The 13,987-nt window shown below is 71.4% G+C and carries 14 protein-coding genes; 10 read left to right on the forward strand and 4 right to left on the reverse strand.

All coding sequences use genetic code 11. From position 1 onward, the window contains the following. Positions 1 to 11: 11 nt before the first annotated feature. From B5Y19_RS08725 to lpxK, 3 genes are read left to right on the forward strand one after another with little or no spacing between them, the layout of a single operon-like run. Complete coding sequence (locus B5Y19_RS08725) at positions 12 to 749, forward strand: lysophospholipid acyltransferase family protein (protein ID WP_055730263.1); 738 nt, start codon at positions 12 to 14, stop codon at positions 747 to 749. Further along, the gene (locus B5Y19_RS08730) at positions 746 to 2,050 is read left to right on the forward strand and encodes a 3-deoxy-D-manno-octulosonic acid transferase (protein ID WP_055730262.1); all 1,305 of its coding nucleotides are present in this window, start codon (positions 746 to 748) and stop codon (positions 2,048 to 2,050) included. The genes B5Y19_RS08725 and B5Y19_RS08730 overlap by 4 nt, the downstream gene beginning before the upstream one ends. Next, complete coding sequence (lpxK, locus tag B5Y19_RS08735) at positions 2,050 to 3,087, forward strand: tetraacyldisaccharide 4'-kinase (protein ID WP_055730261.1); 1,038 nt, start codon at positions 2,050 to 2,052, stop codon at positions 3,085 to 3,087. The genes B5Y19_RS08730 and lpxK overlap by 1 nt, the downstream gene beginning before the upstream one ends. Here lpxK and B5Y19_RS08740 read toward each other — a convergent pair. Next, the gene (locus B5Y19_RS08740; RefSeq protein ID WP_055730260.1) at positions 3,040 to 3,261 is read right to left on the reverse strand and encodes a DUF2093 domain-containing protein; all 222 of its coding nucleotides are present in this window, start codon (positions 3,259 to 3,261) and stop codon (positions 3,040 to 3,042) included. The genes lpxK and B5Y19_RS08740 overlap by 48 nt on opposite strands. A gap of 110 nt (positions 3,262 to 3,371) precedes the next feature. Between B5Y19_RS08740 and B5Y19_RS08745 the strand changes: the two genes are divergently transcribed. Then, positions 3,372 to 4,184 (forward strand): dienelactone hydrolase family protein, encoded by an 813-nt coding sequence (locus B5Y19_RS08745; RefSeq protein ID WP_244555535.1) that lies wholly within the window; start codon positions 3,372 to 3,374, stop codon positions 4,182 to 4,184. A 3-nt stretch (positions 4,185 to 4,187) separates the two neighbouring features. Here B5Y19_RS08745 and xseA read toward each other — a convergent pair whose 3' ends face one another. Beyond that, a complete protein-coding gene (gene xseA, locus B5Y19_RS08750; RefSeq protein WP_079591352.1) occupies positions 4,188 to 5,783 on the reverse strand; it encodes an exodeoxyribonuclease VII large subunit in 1,596 nt (531 codons plus the stop codon). Positions 5,784 to 6,014: 231 nt separating this feature from the next. On the opposite strand from xseA, the gene purD reads away from it, so the two are divergent. The 3 genes from purD (at position 6,015) to B5Y19_RS08765 (ending at position 9,313) form a co-directional block, all read left to right on the forward strand. Beyond that, a complete protein-coding gene (gene purD / locus B5Y19_RS08755; protein WP_055728502.1) occupies positions 6,015 to 7,292 on the forward strand; it encodes a phosphoribosylamine--glycine ligase in 1,278 nt (425 codons plus the stop codon). A 33-nt stretch (positions 7,293 to 7,325) separates the two neighbouring features. Further along, complete coding sequence (locus B5Y19_RS08760) at positions 7,326 to 8,240, forward strand: alpha/beta fold hydrolase (RefSeq protein ID WP_055728503.1); 915 nt, start codon at positions 7,326 to 7,328, stop codon at positions 8,238 to 8,240. A 203-nt stretch (positions 8,241 to 8,443) separates the two neighbouring features. Further along, positions 8,444 to 9,313, forward strand: a complete 870-nt coding sequence (locus tag B5Y19_RS08765; protein ID WP_079591353.1) for a patatin-like phospholipase family protein — start codon at positions 8,444 to 8,446, stop codon at positions 9,311 to 9,313. On the opposite strand, the gene B5Y19_RS08770 is transcribed toward B5Y19_RS08765, so the two are convergent. Continuing rightward, complete coding sequence (locus tag B5Y19_RS08770; RefSeq protein WP_079591431.1) at positions 9,273 to 10,031, reverse strand: ArsR/SmtB family transcription factor; 759 nt, start codon at positions 10,029 to 10,031, stop codon at positions 9,273 to 9,275. The genes B5Y19_RS08765 and B5Y19_RS08770 overlap by 41 nt on opposite strands. A 105-nt stretch (positions 10,032 to 10,136) precedes the next feature. Between B5Y19_RS08770 and B5Y19_RS08775 the strand changes: the two genes are divergently transcribed. Together B5Y19_RS08775 and B5Y19_RS08780 are read left to right on the forward strand one after the other, a co-directional pair. Continuing rightward, positions 10,137 to 10,880, forward strand: a complete 744-nt coding sequence (locus tag B5Y19_RS08775; RefSeq protein WP_055728499.1) for a sulfite exporter TauE/SafE family protein — start codon at positions 10,137 to 10,139, stop codon at positions 10,878 to 10,880. A 103-nt stretch (positions 10,881 to 10,983) separates the two neighbouring features. Next, positions 10,984 to 11,235, forward strand: a complete 252-nt coding sequence (locus tag B5Y19_RS08780) for a hypothetical protein (protein ID WP_055728500.1) — start codon at positions 10,984 to 10,986, stop codon at positions 11,233 to 11,235. A 115-nt stretch (positions 11,236 to 11,350) separates the two neighbouring features. On the opposite strand, the gene B5Y19_RS08785 is transcribed toward B5Y19_RS08780, so the two are convergent. Beyond that, positions 11,351 to 11,815, reverse strand: coding sequence for a nucleoside deaminase (locus tag B5Y19_RS08785; protein ID WP_139384347.1), 465 nt, complete (start codon positions 11,813 to 11,815; stop codon positions 11,351 to 11,353). A gap of 123 nt (positions 11,816 to 11,938) precedes the next feature. Between B5Y19_RS08785 and B5Y19_RS08790 the strand changes: the two genes are divergently transcribed. Further along, complete coding sequence (locus B5Y19_RS08790; protein ID WP_079591354.1) at positions 11,939 to 13,987, forward strand: pseudouridine synthase; 2,049 nt, start codon at positions 11,939 to 11,941, stop codon at positions 13,985 to 13,987.

Consider the following 13,987-nt stretch of genomic DNA (forward strand, 5'->3'; position numbering starts at 1 on the left):
ACGGCGAGCCAATGGGTTTCTCGATCCTCAAGACGCGCGTGGCGCAGGAGACGCTCGGCCGCATGCTGGCCGGCTATCTGCGCCTCGTGCAGCGCACCAACAGGATCGTCTTCGAGCCTGCCGACATCTACGACCATGTCCGGCCGGACCTGCCCGTCATCTTCGCGATGTGGCACGGCCAGCACATCATGATCCCCTTCGCCCGGCCGGACTGGATGCCGGCCTGCTCGCTGGTCTCGCGCCATGGCGACGGCGGCTTCAACGCAGTCGCGCTGCGTGAACTCGGCATCGGCGCGATCCGCGGCTCGGGGGCGCTGGGCAGGAAGATCCGCGAGAAGGGCGGCGCCAGCGCCTTCCTGGCGATGGTGCGCCGGCTGGCGGCGGGCGACACCATGGTGCTGACCGCGGACGTGCCGAAGCGAGCCCGCATCGTCGGCCCGGGCATCATCGCGCTGGCGCGGGCCTCGGGACGCCCCCTCCGCGCCGTCGCCGTCGTTACCAGCCGCCGGATCGACTTCAACAGCTGGGACCGGGCCTCGATCGGCCTACCCTTCGGACGCTGCGCGATCGTGGTCGGCGAGCCGATCCTGGTCGCGCGCGATGCCGACGAGGCGGCGCAGGAAGCGGCGCGCCTGGCGCTGCAGGCGAGCCTCGACGACGTCCATGCCCGCGGCTATGCGCTCGTCGGCAGCAGCGACCCGGGCGCCGGCCTGCGCGAGCGCCAGCAAGCGGCCGGAGCCCCGGCATGAGCGGCAAGGGCCCGATCCTCAGAGGCTACCGCTACGCGACGGCCCTGCTCGAGCCCGCCGCAGCCGGGCTGCTGCTCTGGCGCCAGCGCCGCGGCAAGGAGGATTCCGAACGCCTGCCCGAGCGCCGCGGCCATGCCGGGGTCCGGCGGCCGAACAAGCCGCTGGTCTGGCTGCACGGCGCCAGCGTCGGCGAGACGGTGACGCTGCTGCCGCTGATCGCGCGCCTGCAGAAGCGCGGCTTCGCGATCCTGGTGACGTCGGGAACCGTGACCTCGGCCCGCCTGCTCGCGGCGCGGCTGCCGGCCGGCGTGATCCACCAGTACATCCCGCTCGACGTGCCGCGCTATATGCGCCGCTTTCTCGAATACTGGCGGCCGGCGCTCTGCCTGATCTGCGAATCCGAGATCTGGCCCAACCTTCTGGTCGAGGCGCAGCGCCGCGAGATCCCGGTGGTGATGGTCAATGGCCGGATGTCCGAACGGTCCTTCGCGCGCTGGTACAGGATGCCGAAGACCTCGCGCTTCCTGCTCTCCTGCTTCGAGGCCTGCCTCGCCCAGTCGCAGGGCGACGCCGAACGGCTGGCCCAGCTCGGCGCGCCACGCGTCAGCGTCGTCGGCAACCTGAAATTCGACGTGCCGGCCCCGCCGGCCGATCCGGACATGCTCGGTATCCTCGACGGGATGACCACCGGCCGGCCGGTCTGGATCGCCGCCAGCACCCACCCGGGCGAGGATGAGCTGGTGCTTGCCGCCCATCTCGCGCTCAAGCCCTATCTCCCGAAGCTATTGACCATCGTCGCGCCGCGCCATCCACAGCGCGGGCCGGAGATCGAGGCGCTGGCGCTGGCCAACGACGTCGTCGTCTCGCGCCGCGCCGCCGGCGACAACCCCGAGCGTAGCGTCGATCTCTACGTCGCCGACACGGTGAACGAGCTCGGGCTGTTCTACCGGCTCTCCCAGGTCGCCTTCCTCGGCGGCTCGCTGGTCGAAGGTATCGGCGGGCACAACCCGATCGAGCCCGCCAAGCTCGGCTGCGCCCTGCTGCACGGCCCGTTCGTCCACAACAACGCCGAGATCTTCGCCGCCTTCGACGCAGACGGCGGCTCGCGCTCCGTCGCCGACGCCCAGGCCCTGGCCGGGGCTGTGCATCGCTGGCTGAGCGATCCGGCGAGCGCGCGTCAGGCGGCGCGCGCTGCTGCGCAGACGGCGACCCAGCTGGGCGGGGCTCTCAACCGCACCCTGCACGCCATCGAGCCGCTGCTGATGCGGGTGGCGCTCGGCCAGCGCGAGCCAACGGCCTGATGTTCCGCGCGCCGCGCTTCTGGTGGCTGCCGCACCCGACGCTGCCGGCCCGCCTGCTGCAGCCTTTCGGCGCCCTCTACGGCGCGATCACGCTGGGCCGGATGCGGCAGCCGGGCGCCGATATCGGTACGCCGGTGCTCTGCGTCGGCAATTTCGTCGCCGGCGGCGCCGGCAAGACGCCGACCGCGATCGCGCTGGCCGGGCTGCTGGCGCGGCGAGGCGAGGCGCCCTTCGTGCTGATGCGGGGATATGGCGGCAGGCTCGCCGGCCCGGTCGAGGTCGATCCCGAGCGCCATGTCGCGGCCGATGTCGGCGACGAGCCGATGCTGATGGCGCGGCATGCCCGCACCGTCATCGCGCGCGACCGGCTGGCCGGCGCGCGGCTCGCGCGCGGCCTCGGCGCGAGCGTGATCCTGATGGATGACGGGCTGCAGAATCCCGCGCTGGCCAAGCGCCTCAAGCTCGCCGTCGTCGACGGGGCGAGCGGCGCCGGCAACGGCCTGTGCCTTCCGGCCGGCCCGTTGCGGGCACCGCTGGCGCAGCAGATCGAGGCGGTCGACGCCGTCATCGTCATCGGCGAGGGGGAGCCAGGAGCCCGGATAGCCATGCTGGCACAGGCGTGCGGCAAACCCGTCCTCACCGCCCGGCTCAAGGCCGACGAAGCCGCGGCCGAGCGGCTGCGGGGCCGGAGCGTGGTGGCGCTGTCGGGCATCGGCCGCCCGGAGAAGTTCGCCGCGACGCTGCGGGAGGTCGGAGCGTCAATCGCCGCTGAGCGTACCTTCGCCGACCACCACGCCTACACCCCGGCGGATGTCGCAAGCGTACTGGCGGAGGCCGACCGCATCGCGGCACCGATCGCCACCACCGAAAAGGACTGGACGAAGCTCGCCGCGCTCTGGCCGGCAGCCGCCGCCGAGCGCGTCGCCGTCGTGCCGGTCAGGCTCGTCTTCGGCGAGCCCGAGCGGGTGGAGGCGCTGCTCGCAGGGCCGTCAGGCCCGGCCGGCGCGGCGCAGCCGCAACAGGGCCGCCTCGGGTGAGGCATAGGCCTCCTGCCACTCGATCGACCAATAGCGCAGATCCTCGATGCGGATCGGCGCTCCCGTGACGGCACAGCGCACGAAAGCCCCCGGTTTCACGACGCGGAAATCGCCGGGGCCGTAGTCGATGGCCGCTTCGGGGCCTGCGGGCGGAAGACGCTCGACGATGTTCATCAAATTCGCATCAAATCATTGATCGGGAAACGGAAAGCCGGGATACTCAGCCGCTTGTGATAACCTTCTGTTCGACGATGTCCAGTCTCCAGCGCCTCATGGCATGCGCGATGAGCCTCCTGTCGCTCACAGCGTCGGTCGCCCTTGCCGGGGGGTATCAACATGTCTCCATTCCGGCCGGTGAAAATCGCCTCGGCGGCGTGTTCTATCGTCCCGCCGGGCCGGGGCCGTTCCCTGCCGTGATCGCGCTGCATGGTTGCGGCGGGCTGTGGCGGGAGCAAGGCATGCTGTCGATGCGCCACGCCGATTGGGGCGAGAGGCTCGCCGCCGCCGGCTTCGCGGTGCTGATGCCGGACAGCTACGGCTCGCGCGGGCTCGGCTCGCAATGCGGCGTCAAGGATCTGACCGTGCGCGCCGGACGCGAGCGCGTGGCCGACGCGGCCGCGGCGCGGACCTGGCTGCAACAGCGCGGCGACATCCGCCCCGACATGGTCTCGCTGATCGGCTGGTCGGGCGGCGGTTCGACGGTGCTCTCGGCGATCCGCAAGGAGCGCGCGCCCGCCGATGGCCGGCCCGACTTCAAGCGCGCCGTGGCCTTCTACCCCGCCTGCCGGGTGCAGTCGGAATCCGCCAGCTTCTCCACCCGCTTGCCACTGCTGATCCTGATGGGGGATGCCGACGACTGGACGCCTGCCGCGCCCTGCAGCTACCTCGCCAAGGCGGCGCAGGCGCGCGGCGAGCAGGTCGGCATCGTGCTCTATCCCGGCGTCCTGCATGATTTCGACCATCCGCGCCTCGAGGTGAAGGAGCGCGAGAACATCGCCTATTCCGCGAGCGGCACCGGCAAGGTCACCGTCGGCACCAACATGGCCGCGCGCGAAGATGCGCTGAAGCGGGTCAACGCCTTCCTCGGCGCGCCCTGAGGATCAGAACAGGTCGCCCTGCGCGCCCGTCGCCGGACCCTTGCGGGCGGGGCGCGGCGCGGCCGGCTTGGCCACGTCGGGCTCCGCGCCCGAGACGGTGGCGCCGAAGCTGCCATCGGCGAGCTGAATCGTCAGCGCACGGCCCGGCTGGGCCGCAGCGACGCTGCGCACCAGCGCGCCGGCCTCGTCGCGGATCAGGGCATAGCCGCGCGAGAGCACGGCCTCCGGCCCCAGCGAACGGATCAAGGCCCAGAGCGAAGCGAGCCGGTCGGCACGCCGATGCAGCCCCTGGCCGAAGGCGCGCCCAGCCCGCTCGTCCAGCGCAATGCCGCGTTCGCGGCGCTGGAGCAGGCTCTGGCCGAAGGCGTTGCGCGCCCGTGCCTCCAGCGTCGCCAGCCGGTCGCGAGCATGGGCGATACGGGTGCGCTCGCCGGCAATGGCATTGCCCCTGGCCGCAGCGAGCACGCGCCCGAAACCGGCGAGCTCCGCCCGCAACCGGGCGAGCGCGACGCGCGGCGAGCGCGCCTCCAGCCGGCGCGACAGCGCCTGCAACACCTGCTCATGCGCGCGGGCATTGCGGGCGAGCGCCGGCGCCAGCCGCGCCGCCGCGAGATCGAGCCGCTGGCGCGGGGCGGAGAGAACCTCCTCGGGCCCCGGCAAGGCACGGGCGAGCGCCCGCAGGTCGCTGCGGCGGCGATCGGAGAGGCGCAGCATCGCCCCGGCGTGGCGGCGCGAGAGATCGGCGATGAAGCCCATCAGCTCGGCCCGCACCGGCACGACCTTCTCGGCCGCGCCGGTCGGAGTCGGGCAGCGCAGATCGGCGGCGAAGTCGATCAGCGTGGTGTCGGTCTCGTGGCCGACGGCGGAGACGAGCGGAATCTCGGAAGCCGCCGCCGCACGGACCACGACCTCCTCGTTGAAGCTTATCAAATCTTCGAGCGAGCCGCCGCCGCGCGCAACGATGATGACATCCGGCCGCGGGATGCGCCCGCCTTCCGGCAGCGCGTTGAAGCCGGCGATGGCGTTGGCGACCTCGGCGGCACTGGTCTCGCCCTGCACGCGGACCGGCCAGACCAGGACATGGCGGGGGAAGCGGTCCTCCAGCCGGTGCAGGATATCGCGGATGACGGCGCCGGTCGGCGAGGTCACGACGCCGATGACGGAGGGCAGATAGGGAATGAGCTGCTTGCGCTCCTCGCCGAAGAGCCCCTCGGCCGCCAGTCGCTTGCGGCGCTCCTCCAGCAGCGCCATCAGCGCGCCGACGCCGGCCGGCTCCAGCGAATCGATGACGATCTGGTAGCTCGACTTGCCGGCGAAGGTGGTGATCTTGCCGGTGGCGATGACCTCTAGGCCCTCCTGCGGTCGCGTCTTCAGCCGGCCGAACACGCCCTTCCAGATCACCGCGTCGATCTTGGCGTTGGTGTCCTTCAGCGAGAAATAGACATGGCCGGAGGCGACGGGGCCGCGATAGCCGGAAATCTCGCCGCGCACGCGCACGAAGCCGAAGGCATCCTCGATGGTGCGCTTCAGCGCGCCGGAGAGGTCCGAAACGGACCATTCGGGGGCATTGCCGGTCGGCAGGGACGATTCGCGATCCATGGCCGGACCATAGCGGGACGGGGGAGGCAGCAGAAGCGTTGCCCGCGCGGCCCGGGGCAGCTATTGCGCAAGGATCCTTTCGGCCGACCTCAGCCCTCATCCTGAGGAGCCGCGTCAGCGGCGTCTCGAAGGATGATCCAGAGGGCACTGGAGCATCCTTCGAGACGCGTTCCTCCGGAACGCTCCTCAGGATGAGGGCTCACGAAACCGCCAATGCGGATGGGAGCCAGCATGAAAATTCTTCTGATCGGTTCGGGCGGACGCGAGCATGCGCTGGCCTGGGCGATTTCGGCCTCGCCGCTCTGCGACACGCTGTTCATCGCCCCCGGCAATCCCGGCACCGCACAATGCGGCGAGAATGTCGCGATCGACGTCGCCGACCATGCGGCCGTCGTCGCCTTCTGCCGCCTGCAGGGGATCGACCTCGTCGTCGTCGGGCCGGAAGGCCCGCTCGTCGCCGGCATCGCCGACGATCTCCGGCAGGCCGGCTTCAAGGTCTTCGGCCCGTCCAAGGCGGCCGCCCAGCTCGAAGGCTCGAAGGGCTTCACCAAGGAGCTCTGCGCCGAATTCAACATCCCGACTGCCGGCTTCGGCCGCTTTACCGGCGCCGACACGGCCAAGGCCTATGTCGCCCGGCAGGGCGCGCCGATCGTGATCAAGGCCGACGGGCTCGCCGCCGGCAAGGGCGTGATCATGGCCGAGACGCTGGACCAGGCGAACGAGGCGATCGAGATGATGTTCGCCGGTGGGCTCGGCAGCGCCGGGGCCGAGGTCGTGGTCGAGGAATGGATGGTCGGCGAGGAGGCGAGCTTCTTCGCGCTCTGCGACGGCACGCACGCGCTGGCGCTCGCCTCGGCGCAGGACCACAAGCGCGTTGGCGACGGCGACACCGGGCCGAACACTGGCGGCATGGGCGCCTATTCGCCCGCTCCCGTCATGACGTCCGCGATGGAAGAGCGGGTCATGGCCGAGATCATCCGGCCGACGCTCGCCGGCATGGCCAAGCGCGGCACGCCGTTCCAGGGCGTGCTCTTCGCCGGGCTGATGATCACGGCGCAGGGGCCGAAGCTGATCGAATACAACACCCGCTTCGGCGACCCGGAGTGCGAGGTGCTGATGCCGCGCCTCAAGAGCGACATCCTGCCGGCGCTGCTTGCTTCCTGCGACGGCCTGCTCGACACGGTCGACCTGCGCTGGCGCGACGAGGCGGCGCTCACCGTCGTGCTCGCGGCGAAAGGCTATCCCGGCAAGCCGGAGACCGGCAGCGTCATCCGCGGCATCGAGAAGGCCGAGGAGCTGGACGACGTTCTCGTCTTCCATGCCGGGACGAAGCTTTCGAACGGCGACCTTGTTGCCAATGGCGGGCGGGTTCTCAACGTCGTCGCACTCGGCGAGAACGTCGGGCAGGCGCAGGCGCGCGCCTATCAGGCGGTCGACAGGATCGACTGGTCGGAAGGCTTCTGCCGCCGCGACATCGGCTGGCAGGCGGTGAAGCGCGAGCAAGGCTGACAGGACAGTCGGCGCGGCGCTATGCTGCCGCGCATGACGAACATCGACACCCTCTTCCCCGGCTTCAAGGCGCATTGGATCGACGGGCCGGCCGGCAAGATCTTCGCCCGCGTCGGCGGCGAAGGGCCGCCGCTGGTGTTGATCCACGGCTTTCCGCAGACCCATGCCGAATGGCACCGGCTGGCACCGGAGCTGGCGAAGACGCACACAGTCGTCTGTCCGGACCTGCGCGGCTATGGCTGGTCGGCCGCGCCGCATGGCGACGGCGGCAAGGAAACCTATACGAAGCGCGGCATGGGCGAGGACATCGTCGCCGTGATGCAGACGCTCGGCCATATCCGCTTCGGCGTGATCGGCCATGATCGCGGCGCGCGTGTCGGCTACCGCCTCGCGCTCGACCACCCCGGCCGTGTCGAGCGGCTAGCGCTGCTCGACATCCTGCCGACCATCTCGATGTGGGAAGGCATGAACGCGGCGCGCGCCATGCAGGTCTATCACTGGACCTTCCTGGCGCAGCCGGAGCCGACGCCTGAAAACCTGCTCAAGGCCGATCCCATCGGCTGGCTCGACCGCACCATCGCGAGCTGGAGCCGGGCGAAGAACCTCGACCTGTTCGACCCGCTGGCGATGCGGGCCTACGCCGAATCCTTCAGCGATCCCTCCCGCACCCATGCCGCCTGCGAGGACTACCGCGCCGGCGCCACCACCGACATCGCGCATGACAAGGCCGACCTCGCCGCGAACAAGCGCATCCTCTGCCCGACGCTGGTGCTCTGGGGCGAAGCCGGCATCCCGGCCAAGGGCGCGAGCCCGCTGGAGATCTGGCGGGAGACCTTCGCGCCGCAGGCCGAGGGCCAGGCGATCGACAGCGGCCATTTCCTGCCGGAGGAGAACCCGCAGGCGACGCTTGCCGCGCTGAAGCCCTTCCTGGCGCAGGCCGTGGCCTGAGCCGGCGCGGGCCCGGTTCGAAAGGGACGTCATTGCGAGCGGAGCGGAGCAATCCGGGGGGACAGGGTTGAACGCCTCGCTCGGTCCCCCTGGATTGCTTCGTCGCCTCGCTCCTCGCAATGACGATGAAGCCGCGTCGTGTTCATGGGTTCCGGGCTCGGGCTCGCGGCCTGCGCGGAATGGCGGCTTCGATGTCAGCTGAGATGAAGACAGATCCCGAGTCGGACCGCAGCCCGGGCGGCGCACCCGACATCGCGCTCGTACTCGGCGCCGGCGGGGCGCGGGGGCTGAGCCATATCGCGGTGCTGGAGGCCTTCGACGAACTCGGCCTCAAGCCGGCGCACATCTCCGGCTGCTCGATCGGCGCCATCGTCGGCGCGGCCTATGCCGCCGGGATCTCCGGCGGGGAGCTGCGCGAGCATGTGCTGGCGATATTCCGTGACCGGGCGCGGGTCATCGCGCGCCTGCTCGATTGCCGCGTCGGCAAGCTTGCCGATCTCGTGCGCGGCCTCGGCAACCCGGTCCTGATCGATGGCGAGCGGCTGCTCGACCTGTTCTGGCCGGAAGCGGTGCCCGATCGCTTCGAGGAGCTGGCAATCCCCTTCACGGCGATCGCCGCCGACTATCATCGCCATGCCGAGGTCGTGCTGGCCGACGGGCCGCTGACGCCGGCCGTCGCCGCCTCGCTCGCCATCCCCGGGCTGGTGCGGCCGGTGGCGCTCGGCGGGCGTGTGCTGATCGACGGCGGCGCCATCGATCCCCTGCCCTATCGCGAGCTGCTGGCGCCCGGCCGCATCGTCTTCGCCGTCGATGTCAGCGCACCGACGACGGCAACCAGCGACACGCGCATTCCCGGCGCGATGGAGGCGATCGTCGGCGCCTCGCAGATCCTGACCCGCACGCTGGTCCAGCGCATGGTCGAGCGCCAGCCGCCCGACATCCTGATCCGGGCCGGCGCAGACCGCATCGGCGGGCTCGACTTCTTCAAGGCGAGGGCGATCCTCGCCGCGGCGGAACCGATCAAGGACGAGGTCAAGCGAGCGCTGGAGCGGGCTCTCTCCGCCGCGGGCTGACCGGCTCCGGCGCATCGCAGCGGAAACCGGGGAGCGCAGCGCCGAGCACCGCCCGGCCCTCCTCCGTCAGGATGACGGCGCGGCTGTCCTTGCGGCGGCGCACCCAGCCCGTCTCGAAGCAGCGGCAGGCCAGCGCCGCAGCGAGATGGCCGGCGAGATGCGGGCGGCGCTCACTCCAGTCCACGCAGGGGCGCAGCGCCGCGCGACGGCTCTTTCCGCCGCCGTCGGGATCGATGCCCAATCCGGCGAAGACCACCTTGCCCGAGGCTGTCAGCGCGTAGCCGCCCTCGCTGACCGCGAGATGGCCGCCGGCCAGCAGCGCGTCATGGATGCCGATGCCGAGCCGGCCGGCGAAATGGTCGTAGCAGGTGCGGGCCTCGCTCAGCTCGGCGCCGACGCGGGAGGGCAGGCGCCGGCTCGTCCCGTCCAGATTGGCAAGCACCATCAGACCTTCCAGCGCAGTCGCCACTTCCGGCCCGGCCAGCCGATAGTAGCGATGGCGCCCCTGCGCCGCGACCGCGATCAGCCCGCCCTGCATCAGCTTGGCGAGATGGCCACTCGCCGTCTGCGGCGCGACGCCGGCGATCCAGGCGAGCTCCTTGGCCGTCAGCGCGCGGCCATCCATCAGCGCGTGCAGCATGTTCGCGCGGGCCGGATCCCCCATCAGATGGGCGATCTCCGCCAGATAAGGACCGGAATAGGTGCTCGGCGTGCTCATCGCCGCATGATGCGCCATCGCCGCGGCGCCGCAAGCGGGAACGCTACGGCGCCGACCGTAGCATCCGGCCGCGACAGCCGCCGCGGGCGATGCCACAAGCAGGGCATGGACAACACGACTCTCCTCCTCTTCATCACCGCGACCTTCGTGCTCGCCGGCTTCGTCAAGGGCGTGATCGGGCTCGGTCTGCCGACCATTGCGGTCGGCGTCCTCGGCGTGGTGATGGCGCCGGCTCAAGCCGCGGCGCTGCTGGTCGTGCCCAATCTCGTCACCAATGGCTGGCAGATCGCCACCGGCCCGAAGCTGACCGCGACCTTGCGCCGGCTCTGGCCGATGCTCGCCGCCATCTGCTTGGGCACCTGGGCCGGCGCGGGGCTGCTGCAGCAGGAGAAGGACGGCACGGCGACGCTCTGGCTGGGCCTGGCTCTGGTGCTCTACGCCGTGGTCGGGCTCAAGGCCGCGAAGCTGCGTGTCCCGCCGGCCTGGGAGGGTTGGCTCGGCCCGGTGATCGGCGCGACGACCGGCGTCGTCACCGCCGCGACCGGCGTCTTCGTGCTGCCGGCCGTGCCCTATCTGCAGGCGCTAGGCTTCGACAAGGACGAGCTGGTGCAGGCGCTCGGCATCTCCTTCATCGTCTCGACGCTGGCGCTCTCCTTCGGTCTGATCGGCGCCGGCGCGCTGAACGGCTCCGTCGCCTGGCACTCCCTGCTCGCCCTCGCCCCGGCGCTGATCGGCATGAGCGCGGGGCAGTTCATCCGCAGCCGCATCTCGGCGGCCACCTTCAAGGCCAGCTTCTTCGCCGGCCTGCTGGCTCTCGGCGCCTATCTGAGCTGGCGCAGCCTTGCCTGACAGCCCGCATTTCGCTTAAAGACGCGCGGGGGCACATCGCCGGTCTTAACCAAGCGCTAACCATAGGAGCGCAGCCTCGACCGGCCGCAACAGGAGCGCCTGCATGGATGCCTTCACCATGGTCATCATGGCCTGCGTCGCCGGCGAAGCACATTGCGCCACCAACCGGGTCAGCGAGATGGACTTCACCTCCGTCCAGGCCTGCGAAGCGCGGATCGACGACATCACCCGCTCGATGACCAGGGAATTCGGCAAGCGCCCGGAATTCAAGGGCCGGCAGGTGACCTATGACGTCTCCTGCATGGACCGCGCCCAGCTCGCGCAGAAATTCGGCATCACCTCTTCGGATACGTGAGCGCACGCTTCCGCCGAGATGCTCGGGCTTGCCCCGAGCATCTCGGAAACCAGCGCCTTCTCGTCATGAGCTTCTCGGGTCTTCGCTGCGCTGCGCCGGAGAGTGAGGGCAAGGATCAACGCCGCTCTCGAAAGAACTCCCTGAGCAACGCCGCGGCCTCGGTCTCGCGCAAGCCGCCATAGACCTCCGGCACATGATGGCAGGTCGGGCTCTCATAGAGCCTGACGCCGTTCTCGACGGCGCCGCCCTTCGGGTCGCCCGCGCCGAAATAGAGCCGCCTGATCCGGGCGAAGGAAATCGCCGCGGCGCACATCGGGCACGGTTCGAGGGTGACGTAGAGGTCACAGCCGATCAGCCGCTCGCTGCCGATCGCCTCGCAAGCGCCGCGCAGCGCCAGCATCTCGGCATGGGCGGTCGGGTCCTTCAGCTCCAGCGTGCGGTTGCCGGCGCGGCCGAGGACCACGCCGTCGCGCAGCACGACCGCACCGACCGGCACCTCGCCGCGTCGCGCAGCGGCCTTCGCCTCGTCGAAGGCGAGCGCCATCGCGTCGGGCGCGGAGGATGGTTGCGGCTTCGACATCATGGACCCCTGCTTTGGCGCTCGCAGCGAGGAAAAGCCTCTGCTACAAGCGCCGGTCATAGCGAATAAGCGAGCCAGCCCCTTCCCGCAAAGCGGATGTGCTCGGCCGGCTCAGGAGCAGTCATGAAAGACGACGACAACAACAGAGGCCGCGGCCCGCGCAAGGGTGGCGGCGCCGGCGGCCGTGGCCAGGGTTCGGGTGGCAAGAGCTTCGGCGGCGGCAAGAGCTTCGGCAGCCGCGGCGGCGAAGGCCGTGGCCCCGCGCGCGACGGCGAACGCAAGCCGTTTCGCAGCCGCCCGGCCGGTGACGACCGCCCCGCCCGCGAGGGCGAGCGCCGGCCCTTCCGTGGCCATTCCGGCGGCGACGAGCGCCCCGCCCGCCGCTTCGAACGCGGCGCCGAGGGCGAGGCCCCGCGTCCGCGCCGCTTCGACGCAGACAGGCCGGCCCGCTTCAAGGCCGAAGGCGAAGGCCGCGTCTTCCGCGAGCGTTCGGGCGACGACCGTCCCCGGCGCCCGGCCAGGACGGGCGATCGTCCCTTCCCGGCCCGCGACAGGGCCGAGGGCGGTCCCGGCCGCGCCCCGCGTGGCGAGGGCCGCGATGGCGAGAAGCGTTTTTCGCGCCCGCGCCCGCCGCGCTTCGAGGGGGCGGCCGGCCATGAGGACCGGCCACGTCGCCCGCGCGAGGCCGCGCCCGAGCGCAAGCTGATCACGGCGGAGGAGCCGGAGCGCATCGCCAAGGTGATGGCGCGTGCCGGCGTCGCCTCCCGCCGCGACAGCGAGGCGATGATCGCCGAGGGCCGCGTCAGCGTGAACGGCACGGTGCTGGAAAGCCCGGCCTTCGACGTCAAGCCGACGGATGTGGTGCTGGTCGATGGCGAGCCGCTGCCCGCCCGCGAGCGCACGCGGCTCTGGCTCTATCACAAGCCGCGCGGCCTGGTGACGACCAATTTCGACCCGGAAGGCCGGCCGACCGTCTTCGACGCGCTGCCGGAGGATTTGCCGCGCGTGCTCTCGATCGGCCGGCTCGACATCAACACCGAAGGCCTGCTGCTCCTGACCAATGATGGCGGGCTGGCGCGGGTGCTGGAGCTGCCGGAAACCGGTTGGCTCAGGCGCTACCGCGTGCGCGCCTTCGGCGAGGTGACGCAGGACGTGCTCGACACGGTGAAGGACGGCGTCACCATCGAGGGCATCCAGTACGGGCCGGTGACTGCCCGCTTCGAACGCCAGCAGGGCTTCAACACCTGGCTGACGGTCGATCTGCGCGAGGGCAAGAACCGCGAGGTCAAGACCGTGCTCGAGCATCTCGGGCTGACGGTGAACCGGCTGATCCGCGTCTCCTTCGGTCCCTTCCAGCTCGGCGATCTCGAGGAGGGCGAGGCCGACGAGGTCCGCTCGCGCGTGCTGCAGGATCAGCTCGGCACCGATCTCGCCGCCAAGGCCGGCGCCGATTTCGAATCGCCGCGACGCGACGCCCTGCCGACCGCGCCGCGCCCGGCGCCGGCGGGCGACGACCGGCCCCGTCGACGCCGCGACGCCGCCGAGGACCAGCACGAGGCGCGCCGCGAGGCCGTACGCGAGCTGCGCGGCGACAAGCCGTGGACCCGCACCGTCTGGCGCGACGCCGAGACCGAGCCGCAGCGCGCTCGCAAGGCGCCGCCGCGCCGCGGAGCCGACCCCAAGCTGGAACGGCAGGAGCGCGAGGCCGCCGGCGAGGTGAAGCGCCGCCGCGACACGCCGATCGCCGACCCGAAGGGCCGGCGCGTGCTGGTCGAGCGTGTCGGCGCAGCTGCCCGTGAGGAAGAGGCCCCGGCACGCGGGCGCCGGCCCGACCGGCTGCCGCGCCATGAGCGTGGCCGCGCGACGGGCGAGCCCCGGCCGGAACGCCCGGCCCGCGGCGAGCGGCCGGAGCGCATGAGCCACGAGGCGACGGAACGCCCACTCCGTCGTACCCGCGAACATGCGGCCGAGGACAGGCCGCGCGGCCGTGGCTTCGGTGACAAGCCTGCGGGCAAAGGTTTCGGCGGCAAGAGCTTTGGCGCCCGTTCCTCGGAACGGCCTGCCGGCGGCGGACGCCCCTTTGGCGGAAAGCCCGGCGGCGGGCGGCCGGGCGGCGGCAAGGGACCGCGACCGGGCGGCAGCGGCCCGCGCGGCGGCGGCAAGCGCGGCTAA

Source organism: Allobosea thiooxidans (assembly GCF_900168195.1).
GTDB lineage: Bacteria > Pseudomonadota > Alphaproteobacteria > Rhizobiales > Beijerinckiaceae > Allobosea > Allobosea thiooxidans.

What these genes read in the sequence shown, in the direction of transcription:
- B5Y19_RS08725 (WP_055730263.1), top strand. Translation starts at nt 12, where the DNA reads ATGGGTTTCTCGATCCTCAAGACGCGCGTGGCGCAGGAGACGCTCGGC.
- B5Y19_RS08730 (WP_055730262.1), top strand. Translation starts at nt 746, where the DNA reads ATGAGCGGCAAGGGCCCGATCCTCAGAGGCTACCGCTACGCGACGGCC.
- lpxK (WP_055730261.1), top strand. Translation starts at nt 2,050, where the DNA reads ATGTTCCGCGCGCCGCGCTTCTGGTGGCTGCCGCACCCGACGCTGCCG.
- B5Y19_RS08740 (WP_055730260.1), bottom strand. Translation starts at nt 3,261, where the DNA reads ATGAACATCGTCGAGCGTCTTCCGCCCGCAGGCCCCGAAGCGGCCATC.
- B5Y19_RS08745 (WP_244555535.1), top strand. Translation starts at nt 3,372, where the DNA reads ATGAGCCTCCTGTCGCTCACAGCGTCGGTCGCCCTTGCCGGGGGGTAT.
- xseA (WP_079591352.1), bottom strand. Translation starts at nt 5,783, where the DNA reads ATGGATCGCGAATCGTCCCTGCCGACCGGCAATGCCCCCGAATGGTCC.
- purD (WP_055728502.1), top strand. Translation starts at nt 6,015, where the DNA reads ATGAAAATTCTTCTGATCGGTTCGGGCGGACGCGAGCATGCGCTGGCC.
- B5Y19_RS08760 (WP_055728503.1), top strand. Translation starts at nt 7,326, where the DNA reads ATGACGAACATCGACACCCTCTTCCCCGGCTTCAAGGCGCATTGGATC.
- B5Y19_RS08765 (WP_079591353.1), top strand. Translation starts at nt 8,444, where the DNA reads ATGAAGACAGATCCCGAGTCGGACCGCAGCCCGGGCGGCGCACCCGAC.
- B5Y19_RS08770 (WP_079591431.1), bottom strand. Translation starts at nt 10,031, where the DNA reads ATGAGCACGCCGAGCACCTATTCCGGTCCTTATCTGGCGGAGATCGCC.
- B5Y19_RS08775 (WP_055728499.1), top strand. Translation starts at nt 10,137, where the DNA reads ATGGACAACACGACTCTCCTCCTCTTCATCACCGCGACCTTCGTGCTC.
- B5Y19_RS08780 (WP_055728500.1), top strand. Translation starts at nt 10,984, where the DNA reads ATGGATGCCTTCACCATGGTCATCATGGCCTGCGTCGCCGGCGAAGCA.
- B5Y19_RS08785 (WP_139384347.1), bottom strand. Translation starts at nt 11,815, where the DNA reads ATGTCGAAGCCGCAACCATCCTCCGCGCCCGACGCGATGGCGCTCGCC.
- B5Y19_RS08790 (WP_079591354.1), top strand. Translation starts at nt 11,939, where the DNA reads ATGAAAGACGACGACAACAACAGAGGCCGCGGCCCGCGCAAGGGTGGC.